Here is a 20,438-nt window from a genome sequence, read left to right as displayed (position 1 = left end):
AGTGTTCCGCGACCTGTTCCCCGACCTGTTCGCCGCGCAGGTGCGCCGCACCCCCGACGCGGTCGCGGTGGCGTGGGGCGAGCACACCCTGACCTACGCGGAGCTGGACGCCCGGTCGTCCCGGCTCGCCCGCCGGCTGGCCGCGCTGGGCGCGGGGCCGGAGCGGCTGGTGGCCATCGGGATCCGGTCGGCCGACGTGGTCACCGCGGCCCTCGCCGTCCTGAAGACCGGTGCCGCCTACCTGCCGCTGGACCTCGACTACCCGACGCAGCGCCTGACGCACATGCTGGGCGACGCGAAGCCGTTGCTGCTGCTCACGACCCCTGAGGACCGGCACGCCGTCCCTGCCTCGGAGGCGCGGGAAGTGCTGGTCGACGAGGGCTCGGACGAGCCGTTCTCCGTTGGTTTGAGGCCTGGGAACGCGGCCTACGTGATCTACACGTCCGGGTCCACGGGCAAGCCCAAGGGTGTGGTGATCGAGCACCGGCAGCTCAGCACGTACCTGGACCACGTCGTGCGCTCCTACCCCGGTGTGCGCGGCCGGGCGCTGCTGCACTCGTCGTTCGCGTTCGACCTCACCGTCACCGCCCTGTACGCGCCGCTGGTCACCGGCGGCTGCGTGCACGTCGGCGCGTTGGAGGAGATGGGCACGCCCGCCGCCGGACCGCTGGGCCGGGAGCGGCCCGCGTTCGTCAAGGTGACGCCGTCGCACATCCCGCTGCTCACCGCACTGCCCGCGGAGGCGTCCCCGACCGGCGAGCTGATGGCGGGCGGCGAACTGCTGCTCGGCGAGACGGTCGACGCGTGGCGGCGCAGGCACCCAGGCGCGCGGGTGGTCAACGAGTACGGGCCGACCGAGACGACGGTCGGGTGCAGCACGGTCGTCATCGAGCCGGACGACGTCGTCCCGCCGGGGCCGCTGCCCATCGGACAGCCCATGCCCGGCGTGGGTTTCCACGTGCTGGACGACGACCTCCAGCCGGTCGCGCCCGGCGAGATCGGCGAGCTGTACATCTCCGGCACCCAGCTCGCCCGCGGCTACCTCAACCGGCCCGCCTTGACCGCGAGCCGGTTCGTGGCCGACCCGTTCGGGCCGCCCGGGACCCGCATGTACCGGTCGGGTGATCGGGTGCGGCCGACCGCGGACGGCGAGTACGAGTTCTGCGGCCGGGTGGACAACCAGACCAAGATCCGCGGCTACCGGATCGAGCTGGGCGAGGTCGAGGCGGCTTTGCTGCGGGTGCCGGAGGTGCGGCACGCGGCGGCTGTTGTGCGCGAGGACGTGCCCGAGGTCAAGCAGCTCGTGGCGTACGTGGTGCCGGCGGATCTCGACGTGCAGCAGGTGCGCAAGGACCTCGCGGAGAACCTGCCCGAGTACATGGTGCCCAGTGCCGTGGTGGCGCTGGAGGAGTTGCCGCTGACGGTGAACGGGAAGCTCGACACGGCCGCGTTGCCGGCGCCTGTCGGTGGGGTGTCGGGACGGGCTCCGGTGAACGAGTTGGAAGCGCTGTTGTGCGGGCTGTTCGCACGGTTCTCCGGGGTGTCCGCGGTCGGTGTGGACGACGACTTCTTCGTGCGGGGCGGCACCAGTGTCGGGGCCGCCCAACTGGTCAACGAGGCGCGCAAGCTCGGGCTCGCGCTGTCGCTGCGGGACGTGCTGGAGAACCGGACCGTGGCGCGGATCGCCGAGGTGTGCTCGGACGTCGAGGGGGACGAATGACCGTCAGCCGGAAAGAAACCGCGATGTGGCTCCTGGAACGGCTCGTGCCGGGCACCGGGGTCAACAACGTCACCGTCGCGTTCGAGGTCGGTGGCCGGTTCGACCGTGCGGTCCTTGAGCGGGCGCTGGGCGCGGTGGTGGCACGGCACGACGTGCTGCGGACCGTGTTCCGGGCGGACGACGTGGCGCTGGACAAGGAAGTCCTGGCCGCCGTCGACGTGCCGGTGCAGGACATCGCCGTGACGGACGCCGGTCTCGACGCCGACCTGACCACGTTCATCGCGGCGCCGTTCGCGCTGGACGGCAGCCCGTTGGTGCGGGCCGGTGTGCGGAGCGGGGACAAGGACGTGTGCTGCGTGGTCGTGCACCACCTGGTGTTCGACGCCATGTCCACCACGATCCTGCTGCGCGAGCTGCTGACCGCGTACGAGGAGGTCGCGGCCGGTCGGACGCCGGCGGTGGAGGTCGTGGCGCCGCGCGCCGAGGTGGAGCCCGACGAGCGCAGCATCGCGTACTGGCGGAAGAGCCTGGACGGGTTGCGGGCCGGCGAGTCCGGGCTGTGGTGTGCCAAGCCGCCGGGCGCGGGGTCTTCGCTGCGGGCTTCGACCATCCACCATGGACTGTCGGACCAGGCACGGGAGGTCGCGCGGCGGTTCCAGAAGGAGCTGCGGGCGTCCGAGGCGGTGGTGCTGCTGGCCGCCTACTACGTGCTGCTGAACCAGCACGGCGCGGGCTCGGACGTCGTCATCGGGACGCCGGTGAACACTCGCGACCAGCAGAGCATGAACGCCATCGGCTACCACGCGAACCTGTTGCCGCTGCGGGTCCAGCTCGACCTCGAGGCGGACTTCCGGGCCGTGGTCAAGAAGACCCGGTCCACGTTCCTGGAGGCGATCAGCCACGCCGACGTGCCGCAGGAGCAGGTCTCCCCCGCCGTGCTCGGCGACACGCCGTCGTCGTGGCGCAGCTCGTTCTTCCGGCACCTGTTCAACTACGTCCCGGGCACCGTCGAGGCCGCGCCCGAGCTGACCGGGATGCCCGTGCGGCACGTCATGGCGGAGAACGGGTTCAGCCGGTTCGACCTGGAGTTCTTCATCATGCCGGGGCCGGAGGCGACCACGATCCGGGCCGCGTTCTGCGTGGACGCGTTCGACGAGGCCGATGTGGTGCGGCTGGTGGAGCGGTACGACGCCCTGCTGGTCGAGCTGGGTGAGGCGGTCGAGCGGCCGGTGGCGGAGCTGTCCCGGCTGAGTGCTTCGGACCGTGTCGAGCCGGTGGTTCGGCGGGGCGTTGGGCGGCACGTGCTCGACGCCGTGTATGCCACGGTCTCCGCGCAGCCGGACCTGGTCGCGGTGGAGGACGGGCCGGACTCGGTGACCTACGGCGAACTGTGGTCCGCCGCGCTGGACACCCGTGACCTGGTCGGGACCGACACCGTGGCGGTGTTGGCCCCGCGTGGCGCGGACCTGGTGGCGGCGTGGCTGGGCGTGTGGGCGGCGGGTGCGAAGGTCGTGCTGCTGGACCCGATGCAGCCGGTCCCCGACCTGGCGGCGCGGCTCGCCGACTCCGGCGCGGGTCTGGTGCTGGCCGCCGAAGGGGTGACGGTGCCGGGTGCGGTGCGCATCCCGGCCGTTGGTGGCGGGACCAGGGACGATGCGCCCTCGGTCGCGCTGGACGCCCCGGCTTACGTGGAGTACCCGCTGAGTGGTGAGGCGGTCGGTGTCGAGTACAACCACCGGGCGTTGGCGAGCGCGGTGACCGAGCAGGTCAAGGCGTTGTGGCAGAGCAGTTCGGCCACCACCGCCGGGCTGGTCGACGTGCTGGGCGCGCTCACCTCGGGCGGTCGGGTCGTGGTCTCCCCCGACACCGCGCCGGCCGTGCAGCCGCCGATCGGGTTCGTCGCCGAGCCCGGGACGGGTTATGAGCTGGGCGTTGGGGTGCGCGGCGAGCTGTGTGCGACCGGGCCTGCGCTGCCTGGTCGCTACCTCGGCAGGCCGGAACTGGACGCCGTGCGGTTCGGGGAGCACCCGCTGCACGGCCGGTTCCACCGCACCGGGGACCTCGCGGTTCGGCACGCGGACGGGGCGGTCGAGGTCATCGGGCGGTTGGCCGACCACGTCACGGTGGCCGGGCAGCGCATTCACCTGGCGGACGTGGAGCGGGCGTTGTCCGCTGTCGCACCGGTCGCCGCCGCGCACGCGGACGGAACTGTGTTCGTGTTCGTCGAGTCGGACGTGACCGACCGGTTGCGCGAGCACGCGAAGGCCGTGCTGCCGTTCACGGTCGAACCGGTGGTGGTGAAGAAGATCCCGCGTACCGTAGCGTCCACTGTGGACCGCGTGGTGCTCGCGGAGCTGGCCGGGTCCACGGCCGTCGCCGCCGCCGCCGAACCCCCGGACGAGACGACCGCCGCGCTCGTCGCCATCTGGACCGAGCTGCTCGACCGGCCCGGTCTGCACGCCGACTCGAACTTCTTCACGAGCGGCGGCCACTCACTGCTCGGCGCCCAGCTGGTGCAGCAGGTCAAGAAGCGGCTGGGCCTGCCCGCCCAGCTAGCCGACCTGTTCGCCAACCCGACGCCGAGGCAGCTCGCGGAGCACCTCGACTCCGCGTTCTTCGACGACGACGAGTTCGACGACGACGACGAAGACGACGACTGACCGACGACGAAGACGACTGACCGAGAAGAAGACGACTGACCGATCCGATCGCTAGCCGCCAGAGAGTCTTTGAGCAGAGGAGGCTCGGCGTGACCGTCGACGTCCAGCCCACGCACGGCACAGACCGCGTGATCACCCTGACCCGTGAGGAGAACATCGAGGTCGACACCATCGCCCGCTACCTCGCGGGACGACCGCCGCGGCAGCTGGACTCGACCGCGTGGCTCGCGACCGCGCGCGAGCTGTCCAGCAACCTGCCCGTGCGGCTGCGGCAGATGCTCCGCCGCTTCACCTGGGACGCGGGCCTGGACGGCGTCCTGCTCGTGCGCAACCTGCCGGTGGAGCCCGACGACCTGCCGGACACGCCGAGCGTGGCGGGGTCCGTGCAGCGCGAGTCGACCGTGCCCGCCGCCGCGCAGGTGCTCATCGGGCTCCAGCTCGGCGAGCTGATCGCGTTCCGGGAGGAGAAGAGCGGCGCGCTCGTGCAGGACGTCGTGCCCGTGCCCGGCATGGAGGCCTTCCAGGGCAACGCGGGCTCGGTGATGCTGTCCATGCACGTGGAGAACGCCTTCCACATGTACCGGCCGGACTACGTCGGCCTGCACTGCCTGCGCAACGACCACGACAACGTGGCCGGGCTGCAGGTGGCGTCCATCCGCAACGCCCTGCCGATGCTGCCCGAGGCGGTGCGCAAGGTGCTGCACGAGCCGCGGTTCTTCACCGAGCCGCCGGCCTCGTTCGGCGACCTGCGCAGCGCGCCCGAGCCGCACGGCATCCTGGGCGGCAGCTTCGACGACCCGGACATCCGCATCGACTTCGAGAGCTCCTTCCCGCTGGACGGCGAGGCGGAGCAGGCGATGGCGGTGCTCGGCGACGCGCTGCGCTCGGCCCGCCGCACGTTCGTCCTGGAACCCGGCGACCTGGCGTTCGTGGACAACCGGCTGGCCCTGCACGGCCGCACCGAGTTCACCCCGCGCTACGACGGGCGTGACCGTTGGCTGCAAAGGATCTTCGTGCACCGCGACTTCCGGCGGTCGCGGGAACTCCGACCCGAGGGCGGGCACGTGCTGGGGAGCGCGGCGCCGGCCCCGTCGGCGAAAGGTGATTGATGACGGTCCTGGGGGACGATTTACGCGGTGAAGCATGGGACGCGGTGGTGGTGGGCTCCGGGCTCGGCGGCCTCACCACCGCGGCCTACCTCGCGACCAACGGCGTCCGGCCGCTGGTCCTGGAGCAGGGTCGCGTGGCCGGCGGGTGCAGCCAGGTGTTCCGCCGGCAGCGCCGGTTCGAGTTCGACGTGGGCGTGCACTACATCGGCGCCTGCCAGGAGGACGGCCTGCTGACCGGCATCCTGCGGGGCGTCGGGCTGGCCGACCGGGTCGAGTTCGCGGAGATGGACCCGGACGGGTTCACCACGCTGGTGTTCCCGGACTTCACCTTCCGGGTGCCGCGGGGGTGGGACCGCTACCTGGAGCGGCTGGTCGAGACGTTCCCGGACGAGGAGCGCGGGCTGCGATTATGCGTGCGGCTGTTGCGGCGGATGAGCGCGGAACTGCGCCGGGGTCTGCCGACGACGCCGCGCCAAGCTCTGCTGTTCCCCTTGCGGGCGCCCGTGCTCACCACGCTCGGCATGCGGCCCCTGTCCACTTTGTACCGATTATGCGGCCTGAGTGAACGTGCCCGGGCCGTCATCTCCGGCGAGAGCGCCACCTACGCGGCCCCGCCGAACCGGGTCAGCGCCGTGGTCCACGCGGCGGCGATGGACCAGTACATCCGAGGCGGCGCCTACTACCCGCGGGGTGGGGGTCAGGTCCTCGCCGCCCACCTGCTCGACGTGATCCAGGCGCACGGCGGTGTCGTGCGCACGCACACCAAGGTCGAGCGCATCCTCGTCGAGCACGGCCGGACCACCGGCGTGCGGCTCGCGTCCGGCGCCGTCGTCCGCGCCGACACCGTCATCTCCAACGCCGACGTCCGGCGCACGTTCCTCGACCTGGTCGGCCGCGAGCACCTGTCGGAGCGGCAGGCCGAGCGCGTGTCGAACTACCGGATGGCGCTGCCCCTGCTGACCGTGTACCTGGGGCTGGACGTCGACCTGGCCGACCGGATGCCGAACACGAACTTCTACACGTTCCCGGACACGGATGTGGACGGCTACTACGAGGCCCTCTACCGCGGCGAACTCCCCGACGAGCTGCCGCTGTTCATCACCTCGGCCACGGTCAAGGACCCCGGGAACCCGCGCAGCGCCCCGTCCGGCCACTCGACGATGGAGATCATGGCCGTCGTCCCACAGGGTAGTCCACTGTGGAGCTTCGCGGAAGCCGCGGACGGGAGCTATCGCGGTGAGGCCGGTTACTCCGATCTCAAGGAGCAGATCACCGACCGGATCATCGCCCGGACGGCCGAGCTGATCCCCGGCATCGAGGACCACATCGTGTGGCGGGAGGCAGCGACCCCGTTGACCCAGGAGCGGTTCACGCTGTCGTCGCACGGTTCCAGCTACGGCCTGGAGATCGCGATCGACCAGCTGGGGCGCAACCGACCCGGCCCGGTCACCGGGATCGGCGGGCTCTACCTGACGGGCGCCGGGACCGTGTTCTGCCACGGCGTCGTCAACGTGATGAACAGCGGCGTCGGCACGGCGAGCGCCGTGCTGGGCCGTGACCTGCTCGCGGAGATCCGGGCGGGCCGGGTCTTCGGCGACCCGAGCCGGCTGACGGCCGGCGGCCCCGACTGGGACCCGCTGACCGCCTCCAAACCCCGACTGTCCGCCCGTGCCACCAGGACCAAGTGAGGAGAACGCGCTGTGGCGACTTGCCCCGTGCACAAGATGCCGTTCGACGAGAGCTACCTCATGCCGTTCGACGAGAGCTACCTCCGCGACCCGCACACCCTGTTCGACCGGATGCTGGAAGAGGGCCCCGTGCACCGGGTGAGCCTGATCAACGGCGTGCCGGCGTGGTACGTGACCAGGTACGCCGAGGTGGCGGAGGCGTTGCGCGACCCCCGCCTCGTTCGCGCGCCCGAGGCGGCCGGACCCGACTACCGCGAACAGCTGATCATCGAACGCATCCCGTCCGCGAACCTGGTCCTGGCCGACCCGCCGGAGCACACCAGGCTGCGCCGCTTCATCAACCTGGCCTTCCGCCGGGACCGCATCGAAGCCATGCGCCCGTTGATCGAGCGCTGGATGTCGGAGATGGTCGATGCCGTCCGGGATGACGACACGGTTGACCTGATGGACGAACTCATCGTGCCGCTGCCGATCTTGGCGGTGTGCCACATCATGGGGGTGCCGGAGGAGCACCACGAGTCTTTTCGGAACTGGAGCAAGGAGCTGTTCACCGAGCACCCGGAGCGGAGTGCGGCGGCGTTCGGCGAGTTGTACGCGTGGCTCAATGGAGTGGTGGCGACCAAGCGGGAGAATCCCGGGGAGGATTTGATCTCGCGTTGGGCGACCATGCCGGACGAGGGCGGGAGCAAGCTTCGTCACGACGAGATGGTGGGGTTGGCGCTGTTGTTGCTGCTGGGTGGTTTTCACACGACGGTGGCGGGGATCGCGAACGCGGTGCTGTCGTTGTTGAAGCACCCGGACAAGGCGGCGGAGCTGCGGACCGACCCGGGGTTGATCGCGCGGGCGGTGGAGGAGCTGTCGCGGCGGGACGGGTCGGTGCACACCGGGTTCCGGCGGTTCGCGGCGGAGGACTTGGAGATCGGTGGGACGAGGATCGCGAAGGGTGACACGGTGATCCTGGGGATCGCGGCGGCGGGGCGGGATCCGCTGCGGTTCGAGGACCCGGACGTGATGGATTTCCACCGGGAGGACAACCACCACTTGGCGTTCGGGCGAGGGCCGCACTTCTGCCCGGGGTCGGAGTTGGCGCGGACGGAGATCCAGGTGGCGGTGGAGCACTTGTTCACGCGGTACCCGGATCTGGAGTTGGCGGTGGCGGAGGAGGAGTTGGTGTGGGCGCCGTCGTACTTCGTGCGGGTGATGCGGTCGTTGCCGGTGCGGTTGGGTAAGCGGGCCGGCGGCTGACTGGCGGGCTGGCTGGCCGGCGGGCTGGCGGGCTGGCCGGCGGGCTGGCCGGCGGGCTGGCGGGCCGGCCGGCGGGCTGGCCGGCGGGCTGGCGGGCCGGCCGGCGGGCGGGGCTGCGGGCTCGGGTTCGGTGCCCGCAGGCGCTCGCCAGGTTGCCAGGCCACAGGAAGGGCGTCGTGTTTGGGAGCGCGGAGCGCGGCTTCTAGAGCGCGACGCCCGTTCCTCCTCCAGCGGGCGGAGCGTGTCCTGTTTTGACCCGCGAAGCGTGGACTTGGGCGGTCAAGTGCCGGTTTAGAGATCAAAAGAGCCTCGCCGGCGGGCGAGCCGCCAAGGATGACACAACTACAACTGCGGGGGCTTCTTGCTTGTGCCATCCCCGCATGACCCGGCAAAGCCGACCACATTTTTGGCCGGGTGCCGCTAAAAATTTTGCTCGTTCCTCGCAAAATTTTCGGCTGCACCCGGCCAAAAATGTGGTAGCCCTTCGGGCGGGCCATACGGGGATGACACAAGCAAGAAGCCCGAGTTGAGGTGTGTGCCCCGGCGGCACGCCCGAAGGCGCTGCGCGCCAAAGAGCAGGGCGCTGCGGGCCGGAAACGGGCGCTGCGGGCCGGAGGGCGGGTGTGTGGGTGGCTAGCTGATGGAGTTGAAGTCGGTCCAGCCCGTGGCGACTACCTCGGGCTCGGAGGCGTAGGTGGCTTCCGGGTTGTCCGGGGCGAACTTGCCGTTGTGGAGGTAGGCCAGGAGGGTGCCGTCGTCCGTGAGGGCCAGGAGGTCTGGGGTGCCGTCCAAATCTACGTCGGTTACGGCGAAGATCTTTGCCGTCCAGTTTCGGCGGATGGTGTGCCACCGGCCCTCGGAGGCGAAGGCTTGGCCGTTGGTTAGTTCTCCAGGGCCGAACTCGTAGATGTCGAGGTCGCCGTTGGACCTGATCACCAGGAGGTCGGGGCGGGTGGTTCGGGTGATGTCGGCCAGGGTCCAGGGGAAGTCGTCGACGGCGACCGTGACCATCGGGTGGGGGGTTCGGTCGTAGGTTTCCGATTCGACGACTTCGCCCTGGCTGAAGAAGGCGTGCACGCCGCCCTTGTCCTGCTCTCGGCCGAACATCACGTCCGGGCCGGTGCCCAGGTTGCCGATGGACATGGTTTCCCAGCGGCGGTCCGCGCGGCGACCGGAGATCTTGATGGGGTCGCCCAAGGTGTTGAGGCCGTTCAGGCCCTTGTTGGGGTAGAGGAAGACGCCCTCGGTGGGGTTGTACTTGAGAGTGCTCAGGGCCAGGACGTGGGCTCGGCCGCTGCCGTCGATGTCGATGGTGCGCACCATGTAGTGGTTGCGGAGGTGGTGGAAGTTCTCTGCGATCTTCACCGGGTCGCCGTACGTGGCGGTGCCGCGGAACTGGCCGCTGTGGGGCACCAGGTACAGGTCGCCGGTGCTCTCGCTGCGCGCGAGGATGTCGAGCCTGCCGTCACCGTTGAACGAGTGGCACAGGCCGTTGCCGATCATCTCCGCCAAAGTCCACACACCTCCGTGAGAGAAGCCCGCAGGGTCAGCGGAACCTGACGTGCGAGCGGTCTAGCTGGGACACGCTGGTCACGCCCAGGAGCTTCATGGTGACCTCGATCTCGCGGGTCAGGATCTCCATCGCCTTGACCACGCCGCGCCGACCGCCGGCCATGAGGCCGTACTGGTAGCAGCGGCCCACGCAGGCGGCGGTGGCGCCCAGGGCGATGGCGGCGACGATGTCGGCACCTGAGGTGATGCCGGTGTCGACCATGACCTCGATGCGTTCGCCCACCGCGTCGACCACGTCGGGGACGAGTTCGACGGGGACGGGGGCGCGGTCCAGTTTGCGACCGCCGTGGGTGGACAGCCAGACCGCGTCCACGCCGGCGTCGGCCACTCGGATGGAGTCGGCGACGCTTTGGACGCCCTTGGCGACCAGCTTGCCGGACCAGGCGCCGCGCAGCCATTCGAGGTCTTCGATGGAGAGCGTCGGGTTGAAGACCTTTTTGATCAGGTCGGACGCGGAGCCGTTGCTGGTCGCGGCCAGGACTTTCGGGGAGGGGGCGCCGCCGCGGATCTGGCTCAGCCACCAACCGGGGTGCAGCCATGCTTCGGCGAAGGTGCCGATGCTCATGGACGGCGGGATGGTGAGGCCGTTGCGGATGTCCCGGCGGCGGGGGACGGAGATCGGGGTGTCCAGGGTGAGCAGGATCGTGTCGAAGCCCGCCTCCTCGGCCAGGCCCAGGAGTTCCTTGACCATCGCCCGGTCCTCGGCGAAGTACAGCTGGAACCAGTGCCGGCCACCGGGCGCGGCGGCGGCGATGTCGGCCAGGGACGTGGTGGCCAGCGTGGACACCGAGTAGGGGATGCCGAACTGTGCCGCGACGGACGCCACCGCCGACTCGCCTTCCGGGTGCATGACCCGGGTGAAACCGACCGGGGCCAGGCAGAACGGGAGTTTCTGCACCTTGCCCAGGACCGTGCGGGTGGTGTCGATCTCGGACACGTCCCGCAGCACCGACGGCTGGAACTCGATGTCGGCGAACGTCTGCCGGGCACGGCTGAGGCTGCGTTCGCTGTCCGCCGCGCCGTCGGTGTAGTCGAACACCATCCGCGGCACCCGGCGCCGGGCGAGCTTGCGCAGGTCGTCGATGCCGGCCGCGCGCAGCAGCTTGCGGTCGGTGGGGTTCCACGCCATCTTCGGCGGCTTGAGCAACGTGCGGAGCTGGGCGGACTTGGCCATGGGGGATCGATCCTTCCTGGGGCGGTCAGGCGGCTTGCCGGTCGCGGGTCTGCAACTCCGCGACGAGCGCGCGGTCCCCCAGCAGGTGCTCCACGACCTCGGCGGGTGTGGGGTGGTCGTACACGAGCGCGGCGGACAGTTCGAGGCCGGTCAGGGCTTCGAGCCGGCGGCGCAGTTCGACCGCGGTGAGCGAGGAGAACCCGATCTCCAGGAACTCCTCGTGGTCGTCGACCTTCGCGGCCGACAGCAGACCGAGGGTGAACGCGGTCTGCGTCCGCACGACGTGGGAGAGCACGGCACGGGCCTGCTCCTCGTCGGCGCCGTCGAGCAGTCGGCGCAGCGCGTCGGGGCTGTCGACGTCGGCTCCCCCGCCGTCGTCGGCCTCGGCGGCGTGCCGCAGGGCGTCCGGCAGCTCCCGCAGCAGCGGGCTGGGCCGGAACTCGGTGTAGCCGGGCACGAACGCGGCCCAGTCGGGGGTGCCGGCGACCCGGCCGTCCCCGATCGCGGTGAGGAACCCCTCGGCGGTCTGGTCGACGGTGACCGACAGCGCCCCTTCGCGCTGGTGGGCCAGGGCGTCGAAGGTTGCGGCGGTTTCCGGTGAGCCGCCGAGGCCGAAGAGTTCGTCCACTGTGGACACCAGGATGAGCCGGGTCGCGTCGGACACCTGGGCGGTGGCGATGGGGTCGTCGGCGTCGCTGGTGACGATCAGGGTCTCGGCGGCGCCGGTGGTGACCTTCACGTCGGCGTCGTTGAGGAGTGCGGCGATCTTGTCGGCCAGTGGGCCGCCGTGCACGGCCACCGGTCCCGTGGGGGTCCACGGTGGCGTGGCGGGCGCGGTGAGCAGGCGGCGGGCGAACACGCCGGCCGGGCGCACGGCGACCTGGTCCTCCCCCGCGTCCTTGGTGAGCACGGCGGTCAGGGTCGTGAAGGTGCGGTCGTCCGGGACTTCGGGCAGGTCGACCACACCACCCCAGGCGCGGGGTGAGGTGACGGCGGCCGAACGGGCGTGGCCCCACACGGCGGCACCGGTCAGGTCGGTGATCCGGTCGGTCGGGGTGACGGCGACCGCGCCGCGCGTCAGGTACCAGACCGGGGTGTCCAGGCGCGCCTTGTCGAGTTCGGCGAGGAGGGCGGCCGGGGTGCCCGAGGTGGCCAGGACGCCGGAGACGATCCGGTCCGGGGCCAGGATGAGCAGGGCGTCGGCGGTGGCGTGGGTGTAGGTGCGGACGTCGGCCCCGGCGCGGGTGAGGGCGTCGGCGATGGGCTGTTCGTCGGCCGGGACCAGCCAGATCCCGCGCAGGGACGGGGTCGGCAAGGTGGGCACCGGGCGCCAGCGCACCTGGTGACCGGGTGCGGGGCCGCGTCGGTAGGCGGCCAGGGCCGCGACGACGTCCTTGAGCGACGCCGAGTCGTCCAGGCCGAGCAGCGCGCCCAGGTCGGCGCGGTCGACGGCGGCCCAGAAGTCGTCGGTGACGGGTTTCTCGGCGGGGGCGTCCGGCCACAGGCGGATGCGCTGGAACGCGTAAGTGGGCAGGTCGACCCGGCGCGCACCGGCGAAGAACGCCGCCCAGTCGACGGTGACGCCCCGGCTGTGCAGGCGCGCTAGGGCTTCGGTCAGCACGGCCGGTCCGGTGCGGTCCTTGCGCTGGGTGGGGACGAAGGCGGCGTCGGCCGCGCTCTCCTGACCCATCGCGGTGAGTACGGCGTCCGGCCCCAGTTCGAGGAACGTCCGCACACCCCGGTCGGACAGAACCTCGACGGCCTCGGCGAACCGCACAGCGCCCCGGACCTGCCGCACCCAGTACTCCGCGCCGAACTCCACCGGCACCTCGACGCCCGGAACTTCCGCACCCTCGACGCCTGGAACTGTCAGACCCTCGTGGGACGATGGAGACGGGGGCCGGAGGCCGGCGGTCGACACCATCGGGATCGTGGGCGCGTGGTAGGTGATCGTCTCGGCGACCGCGCGGAACTCGGCCAGCATCGGGTCCATCAAGGGCGAGTGGAACGCGTGCGACACCGTGAGGCGCTTGGTCTTGCGGCCTCGCGAGGCCAGTTCGGCGGCCACGGCGAGGGTTTCGGCCTCATCACCCGACAGGACGATCGACGACGGGCCGTTGATGGCGGCGATGGCGACCTTGTCACCAATGAGCGGCGTCACCTCGGCCTCCGTCGCCTGCACGGCGACCATCGCGCCGCCGGTTGGCAACGCCTGCATGAGGCGACCGCGGGCGGTCACCAGACGGGCCGCGTCGGGCAGGGAGAAGACGCCGGCGACGTGGGCCGCCGCCAGCTCGCCGATGGAGTGACCCGCCACGAAGTCCGGCCGGACGCCCCAGGACTCCAGCAACCGGAACAGGGCCACCTCGAAGGCGAACAGCGCGGGCTGGGTGTAGCCGGTCCGGTGCACGTCCTCGGTGTCGATGACCTCGGCCAACGGCCGGTCCAGGTGCTGGTCCAGCTCGGCGCACACGGCGTCGAAGGCCGAAGCGAACGCGGGGTACACCCGCAGTTCACGGCCCATCCCCAGGCGTTGTGCGCCCTGGCCGGTGAACAGGAACGCCGTGCCGGAGTCCTCCGCCACGCCCTCCACCACACCGGGCACGGACTCGCCCCGGGACAGCGCGGCCAAGCGGTCGCGGAGTTCGTCGGGCGTGCCCACGACGACCGCGCGGTGTCGGAACGCCGTCCGGGTCGTGGCCAGGGAGAAGCCGGTGTCGGCGGGGCTGTCGGCGAGGTGGGTCAGCAGGCGGGAGGCCTGGTCGCGCAGGGCGTCCCGGTCGCGGCCGGACAGGACCAAGGGCACCACCGGGAGGTCGACCGAAGTGTTGACCTCGACGGTGTCCGGGGCCTGTTCGATGATGGCGTGGGCGTTGGTGCCGGAGATGCCGAACGACGACACGCCCGCCCGGCGCGGACGGCCGGTCTCCGGCCACGGCATCGACTCGGCGAGCAGCTGGACGGCGCCATCGGCCCAGTCCACGTGGGGTGACGGCGCGTCGACGTGGAGGGTCGCGGGCAGCACGCCGTGGCGGATCGCCTCGACCATCTTGATCACGCCCGCCACGCCGGCGGCGGCCTGGGTGTGGCCGATGTTGGACTTGATCGAGCCCAGCCACAGCGGCTGGTCCCGGTCCTTGCCGTAGGTGGCGAGGAGGGACTGCGCTTCGATCGGGTCGCCCAACGTGGTGCCGGTGCCGTGCGCCTCGACGGCGTCCACTTCGGATGGTCGGAGACCGGCGTCGGCGAGCGCCTGGTGGATCAGGCGTTGCTGGGACGGGCCGTTGGGCGCGGTCATGCCGTTGGACGCGCCGTCCTGGTTCACCGCCGTGCCGCGCACGACCGCCAGCACGGGGTGGCCGTTGCGGCGGGCGTCGGACAGGCGTTCCAGCACCAGGACGCCGACGCCCTCGCCCCAGCCGGTGCCGTCGGCCGCCGCCGCGAACGACTTGCAGCGGCCGTCCGGTGCGAGCGCCCGCTGCCGGCTGAAGTCGATGAACGCGTTGGGCGTGGCCAGCACCGTCACACCGCCGGCCAACGCCAGCGTGCACTCGCCGCGCCGCAGCGCCTGGGCCGCGAGGTGCATGGTGACCAGCGAGGACGAGCACGCGGTGTCGACGGTGACCGCCGGACCCTCCAGGCCCAGCACGTAGGACACCCGGCCGGACACCACACCGCCCGCGATGCCGGTGCCGATGAACCCGTCCAGCTCGTCGGGCAGGTGCTGGAGGTGGGCGGTGTAGTCGTGGTACATCAGGCCCGCGAACACGCCGGTCCGGCTGCCGCGCAACGTGGTCGGGTCGATGCCCGCCCGCTCCACGGCCTCCCACGACGTCTCCAGGAACAGCCGCTGCTGCGGGTCCATCGCCAGCGCCTCGCGCCGCGAGATGCCGAAGAACCCGGCGTCGAACCAGGCCGCGTCGTACAGGAACGCGCCCTCGCCGCAGTACGTGCGGCCGGGCTTCTCCGGGTCGGGGTCGACCAGGTTGTCCAGGTCCCAGCCGCGGTCGGTCGGGAAGCCCGACACCGCGTCCACGCCCGACGCCACCAGGTCCCACAGCTGCTCGGGCGAGGTGACGCCGCCGGGGAACCGGCAGCCCATGCCGACGATCGCGATCGGCTCGTCGGTCTCCCGCGACACGGTCACCACGGCCGCCGCGGCGGCGCCGTCGAACAGCTCGGCGTCCAGGTGCTCGGCGAGCGCGGTCGGGTTGGGGTAGTCGAAGATCAGGGTCGCGGGCAGGCGCAGGCCGACCACGGCGTTGAGGCGGTTGCGGAACTCGACGGCGGTCAGCGAGTCGAAACCCAGTTCCTTGAACGCCTTCGCCGCGCCGACCGCACTGCCGTCGCTGTGCCCCAACACGACCGCTACCTGGGTGCGGACGATGTCGAGCAGTTCCTTGCGCCGCTCCTCGACGCCCCGGCCGGCCAGCCGGGAGACGAGGTCGGACGCGGCGGCGGCGCCGGCTTCGACCTGGCGGCGGTTCGGGGTGCGGACCAGGCCGCGCAGCACGGAAGCCAGGGCCGGTCCCTGCTCGCGCAAGGCGGCCAGGTCGAGCCGGATCGGCACCAGCGCGGCCTCGGGCGCGGTGAGGGCCTGGTCGAACAGCTCCAGACCGTCCTCGGTGGACAGCGGTCGGACGCCGGAGCGGCGCATCCGGGCCAGGTCGGCGTCGTCCAGCGCCCCGGTCAGGCCGGTGCGCTGCTCCCACATGCCCCAGGCCAGTGCGACGGCGGGCTTGCCCTGCGCGCGGCGGTGGGCGGCGAAGGCGTCCACGAAAGCGTTTGCTGCGGCGTAGTTCGCCTGGCCGGGTCCGCCGAACACGCCGGCGGCCGACGAGAACACCACGAAGGCCTCGACGTCACCGACCAGTTCGTGCAGGTTGACCACGGCGTCGACCTTGGGCCGCAACGTGGTCGCAATGCGCTCGGGGGTGAGCGAGGACAGAACGCCGTCGTCCAGCACGCCCGCCGTGTGCACGACCGCCGTGGGCGGGTGTTCGGCGATCAGCGCGGCCAAGGCGTCTCGGTCGGCGGCGTCGCAGGCGGCGACCGTGACTCGGACGCCGGTCAGCTCGTCGCGCAAAAGAGCCAGTTCGTCGGTCAGGCCGCGGCGGCCGGCGAGGACCAGGTGCTCGACGTCGTGGTGGGTGGCGAGGTGGCGGGCGACCAGGCCGCCCAGGACGCCGGAAGCGCCCGTGATCAGCACGGTTCCGGTGAGCTTGAGCGAGCCCGGCTCGCCGGGGGCCTTGGCCAGGCGGGGCGCGAGGACCTGGCCGTCGCGCAGGGCGAGCTGGGGTTCGCCGGTCCGCAGGGCGGCGGCGAGGTGGGTGGTGTCGTCGGCGTCCACCAGCACGAACCGGCCCGGGTTCTCCGACTGGGCGGACCGGATCAGGCCCCACACGGCGGCCAGCGCCGGGTTGGCGGCCCCCGGGGTGAGGACGACCAGGCGGGAGTTCTCGAAGCGCTCGTCGGCCAGCCACGTCTGGGCTGCGGTGAGGACCTGGTTGACGGCTGTGTAGGTGGCGTCGATCAGCGAGCCCTCGGCCGACACGCGGAGCACCACGAAGTCGGGGACGTCGGTGAGGGAGTCGAGGTCGGTGGCCTCGACCAGGGATACCTCGCCGTCCGCGACCGGGACGGGTGCCCAGTCCAGGACGTGCATGGCCTCGTGACGCGGGTTGCCCAGCTCCGCCAGCGCGTTCGCGGGCAGCGGGCGCACGGCCAGCGCGTCGACCGAGACGACGGGCGCGCCGGTGTGGTCGGCCGCGGACACCGCGACCGCGTTCGCCCCGGCCGTTCGCAGGGACACCCGCAGGGCGGTGGCGCCGGTCGCGTGCAGGGTCACGCCGTGCCAGGCGAACGGCAGCCACGGGCCTTCGGCGTCGGCGGTGAACACGCCCAGCGCCAACGGGTGCAGCGCCGCGTCCAGCACCGCGGGGTGCAGCCCGAACCCGGCCACGTCGGCCTGCTCGGGCGCGGCGACCTCGGCGAACACCTCGTCCCCGCGCCGCCACACCGACCGCAGCCCGTGGAACGCCGGACCGTAGGTGATGCCCAGGGCCGCGAACCGGTCGTACAGCTCGCCGATCTCCACGGCCTCCGCCCCGGCCGGCGGCCACTCCCTCGCCGCGACCGTGGGCACAGCGCCGCTGGTCAGGGTGCCGGTGGCGTGCCGCACCCAGGCCCCGTCTTCTTCGAGTCGCGAGTGGACGGTCAGCCGCCGCGCGCCGGCCGCGTCCGGCTCGCCGACCCGCAGCTGGACCTGCACGGACCCCTTCTCCGGCACGATCAGCGGCGCTTCGAGGGTCAGTTCCTCCACCGCGGTGGCGCCGACCTCGTCGCCGGCGCGCACGGCCAGCTCGACGAACGCCGTGCCGGGCAGGAAGATCCGGCCGGCGACCCGGTGGTCGGCCAGCCACGGGTGCGCGGACACCGACAGCCGCCCGGTCAGCAGCACGCCGTCCGCGCCCGCCAGCGCCACGGTCGCCCCGAGCAACGGGTGGCCGGTGGAGCCCAGGCCCAGGCCGGCGGCGTCGGCGGGCGCGCCCACCTCCTTGGGCCAGTACGTCTGGTGCTGGAACGCGTAGGTCGGCAGGGCGACCGGCCGGCCGCTGACCAGGGTCGAGAAGTCCGGCTGGACGCCACGGGCGTGGGCCTGGCCCAGGGACAGCAGGAACCGCCGCACGCCACCGTCGTCGCGGCGCAGCGTGCCCACGACGGAACCGCCGTCCGCCAGCAGGTCACCCACCGCCGGCACCAGCACCGGGTGCGGGCTGACCTCGATGAACGAGTCGACGCCCGCCGCGACCAGGCCGCGCACGGTGTCCTCGAACTCGACGGTCTGCCGCAGGTTGCGGTACCAGTACTCGGCGGTCAGCTCGGCGGTGTCGATCGGCTCGCCGACGACCGTGGAGCAGAACGGGATCTCCGACGTGCGCGGCCTGATCGGCGCCAGCACGCGCAGCAACTCGTCGCGCATCGACTCGACGTGCGCGGAGTGCGAGGCGTAGTCCACGTCGATGCGCCGGGCGCGGACGCCGTCGCGCTCGCACTCGGCCATCAGCTGGTCGAGGCCTTCGTTGTCGCCGGACACGACGACGGTGGACGGGCCGTTGACGGCGGCGACCGAGACGCCCTGGGGCAGCCGCTTGGCGACCTCGGCGATCGGCGCGGACACCGACACCATGCCGCCGCGCCCGGCGAGGTCCACGGCGATGGCCTGGCTGCGCAGGGTCACCACGAGCGCCGCGTCCTCCAGCGACAACGCGCCCGCGACGCAGGCCGCGGCGATCTCGCCCTGGGAGTGGCCGACCACGGCGGCCGGCTCCACGCCGTGCGAGCGCCACAGGGCCGCCAGCGACACCATCATCGCGAACAGGGCGGGCTGGACGACGTCCACGCGGTCCAGCGAGGCCGCGCCGGGCACGCCGCGCAGCACGTCGAGCAGGGACCAGTCGGTGTGCCGGTCGACGGCCTCCGCGCACTCGGCCATGCGCTGGGCGAAGACCGGGGAGGTCTCCAGGAGTTCGGCGGCCATCCCGAGCCACTGGGACCCCTGGCCGGGGAACAGGAACGCGGTCCGGTCGCCGACCTCGGCCGTGCCGGTGACCATGTTCGGGGCTGCCCCGCCCTCGGCCAGCGCTTGGAGAGCGGAGTCGAGTTCGTCGCGGGAGCCGACCAGCACGGCCCGGTGCTCGAAGCGGGCGCGGGTGGTGGCCAGGGTGTGCGCGATCCCGTGGGTGTCCAGGCCTTCGACGTGGTCGCGCAGGCGGGCGGCCTGGTCGCGGAGCGCGGCCTCGGTCTTGGCGGACAACACCCACAGCGCCGGGCCGTCCGCGACGGTCACTTCGGGCGACTCGGCGGTGTGAGCTTCCTCTGGGGGAGCTTCCTCGATCACGACGTGGGCGTTGGTGCCGGAGATGCCGAACGACGACACGCCCGCGCGGCGCGGCTTGTCCCCCGGCGTCCACGCGACAGATTCGGTGACCAGCTTGACCGCGCCATCGCCCCAGTCGACGTGGTGGGACGGGGTGTCCACGTTGAGGGTGGGCGGCAGCTCGTTGTTGCGCAGCGCCATGACCATCTTGATGACGCCCGCGACGCCGGCGGCGGCCTGCGTGTGCCCGAGGTTGGACTTCACCGAACCGAGCCACAGCGGCCGGTCCCGGTCCTTGCCGTAGGTGGCCAGCAGGGCCTGTGCCTCGACCGGGTCGCCGAGGGTGGTGCCGGTGCCGTGCGCTTCGACGGCGTCCACATCGGACGGTGCGAGGCCGGCGTTGGCCAGTGCCGCACGGATGACCCGTTGCTGCGAGGGACCGTTGGGCGCGGTGAGGCCGTTGGACGCCCCGTCCTGGTTCACCGCCGACCCGCGCACGACCGCGAGCACGTGGTGGCCGTTGCGCCGCGCGTCGGACAGCTTCTCCAGCACCAGCACGCCGACGCCCTCACCGAACGCGGTGCCGTCGGCGGCGGAGGCGAAGGCCTTCACCCGGCCGTCCGGCGCGAGCCCGCGCTGGCTGGAGAACTCGACGAACGTCCCCGGCGTGGAGATCACGCACACCCCGCCCGCGAGCGCCAACGAGCAGTCGCCGTTGCGCAGGGCGTGCGCGGCCACGTGCACCGCAACCAGCGAAGACGAACACGCGGTGTCCACGGTGACCGCCGGGCCTTCGAGACCCAGCGTGTAGGACACGCGGCCGGACACGACACTGCCCGCCACACCGGTCATGGTGTAGCCGATCAACGCGTCCATGTTGCGCTGCATCGCGGTCAGGTACTCGGCGCTGTTGGCCCCGACGAACACGCCGGTCTTGCTGCCCCGCAACGAGTCCGGGTCGATGCCGGCGTGCTCGAACGCCTCCCAGGACGCCTCCAGCATCATCCGCTGCTGCGGGTCCATGGCCAGCGCCTCGCGCGGCGAGATGCCGAAGAACCCGGCGTCGAACCCGGTCGCCTCGGGGATGAACCCGCCGCGCCGGACGTAGCTGGTACCGCTCGGGCTGTTCGGGTCGAACAGGGCGTCGAGGTCCCAGCCGCGGTCGGTGGGGAAGTCGGTGGTGCAGTCCGCGCCGGACCGCACCACCTCCCACAGCCCCTCGGCGGACCGCACCCCGCCCGGGAAGCGGCAGCCGATGCCCACGATGGCGATCGGCTCCCGCTCGGTGGCCTCCTTCAGCTTCTGCTTGGTCTTCTGGAGGTCTGCCGTCACGCGTCGGAGGTACTCGACAAGCTGCTCTTCGTTGGCCATCAGTTGCCCTCCTCAGCGCG

The 20,438-nt window shown here is 71.9% G+C and carries 8 protein-coding genes; 5 read left to right on the top strand and 3 right to left on the bottom strand.

The genetic code is table 11. The annotated features are described in order from the left end of the window. Position 1 precedes the first annotated feature (1 nt). From RIN75_RS21530 to RIN75_RS21510, 5 genes are all read left to right on the top strand, one after another. On the top strand, positions 2-1,720 hold the full coding sequence (locus tag RIN75_RS21530; protein ID WP_309113790.1) for a non-ribosomal peptide synthetase: 1,719 nt from the start codon (positions 2-4) through the stop codon (positions 1,718-1,720). Beyond that, on the top strand, positions 1,717-4,380 hold the full coding sequence (locus RIN75_RS21525) for a condensation domain-containing protein (RefSeq protein WP_309113789.1): 2,664 nt from the start codon (positions 1,717-1,719) through the stop codon (positions 4,378-4,380). The genes RIN75_RS21530 and RIN75_RS21525 overlap by 4 nt, the downstream gene beginning before the upstream one ends. 89 nt (positions 4,381-4,469) lie before the next feature. Continuing rightward, positions 4,470-5,489, top strand: coding sequence for a TauD/TfdA family dioxygenase (locus RIN75_RS21520; protein WP_309113788.1), 1,020 nt, complete (start codon positions 4,470-4,472; stop codon positions 5,487-5,489). After that, positions 5,489-7,177, top strand: a complete 1,689-nt coding sequence (locus RIN75_RS21515; protein WP_309113787.1) for an NAD(P)/FAD-dependent oxidoreductase — start codon at positions 5,489-5,491, stop codon at positions 7,175-7,177. The genes RIN75_RS21520 and RIN75_RS21515 overlap by 1 nt, the downstream gene beginning before the upstream one ends. Positions 7,178-7,189: 12 nt before the next feature. Then, a complete protein-coding gene (locus RIN75_RS21510) occupies positions 7,190-8,422 on the top strand; it encodes a cytochrome P450 (RefSeq protein WP_309113786.1) in 1,233 nt (410 codons plus the stop codon). 633 nt (positions 8,423-9,055) lie between these two features. On the opposite strand, the gene RIN75_RS21505 is transcribed toward RIN75_RS21510, so the two are convergent. The 3 genes from RIN75_RS21505 to RIN75_RS21495 are packed head-to-tail and all read right to left on the bottom strand — an operon-like array spanning position 9,056 to position 20,421. Continuing rightward, the gene (locus RIN75_RS21505; protein WP_309113785.1) at positions 9,056-9,934 is read right to left on the bottom strand and encodes a VCBS repeat-containing protein; all 879 of its coding nucleotides are present in this window, start codon (positions 9,932-9,934) and stop codon (positions 9,056-9,058) included. Between the two features lie 34 nt (positions 9,935-9,968). Beyond that, entirely contained in the window at positions 9,969-11,168 is a 1,200-nt protein-coding gene (locus tag RIN75_RS21500) for an alpha-hydroxy acid oxidase (RefSeq protein ID WP_309113784.1), read from the bottom strand. 25 nt (positions 11,169-11,193) lie between these two features. After that, complete coding sequence (locus RIN75_RS21495) at positions 11,194-20,421, bottom strand: type I polyketide synthase (RefSeq protein ID WP_375296002.1); 9,228 nt, start codon at positions 20,419-20,421, stop codon at positions 11,194-11,196. Positions 20,422-20,438: the final 17 nt, after the last annotated feature.

The sequence above is a fragment of the Saccharothrix sp. genome (genome assembly GCF_031180885.1).
Taxonomy (GTDB): Bacteria; Actinomycetota; Actinomycetes; order Mycobacteriales; family Pseudonocardiaceae; genus Actinosynnema.
This window is presented reverse-complemented; position numbering and strand designations above follow the sequence as displayed.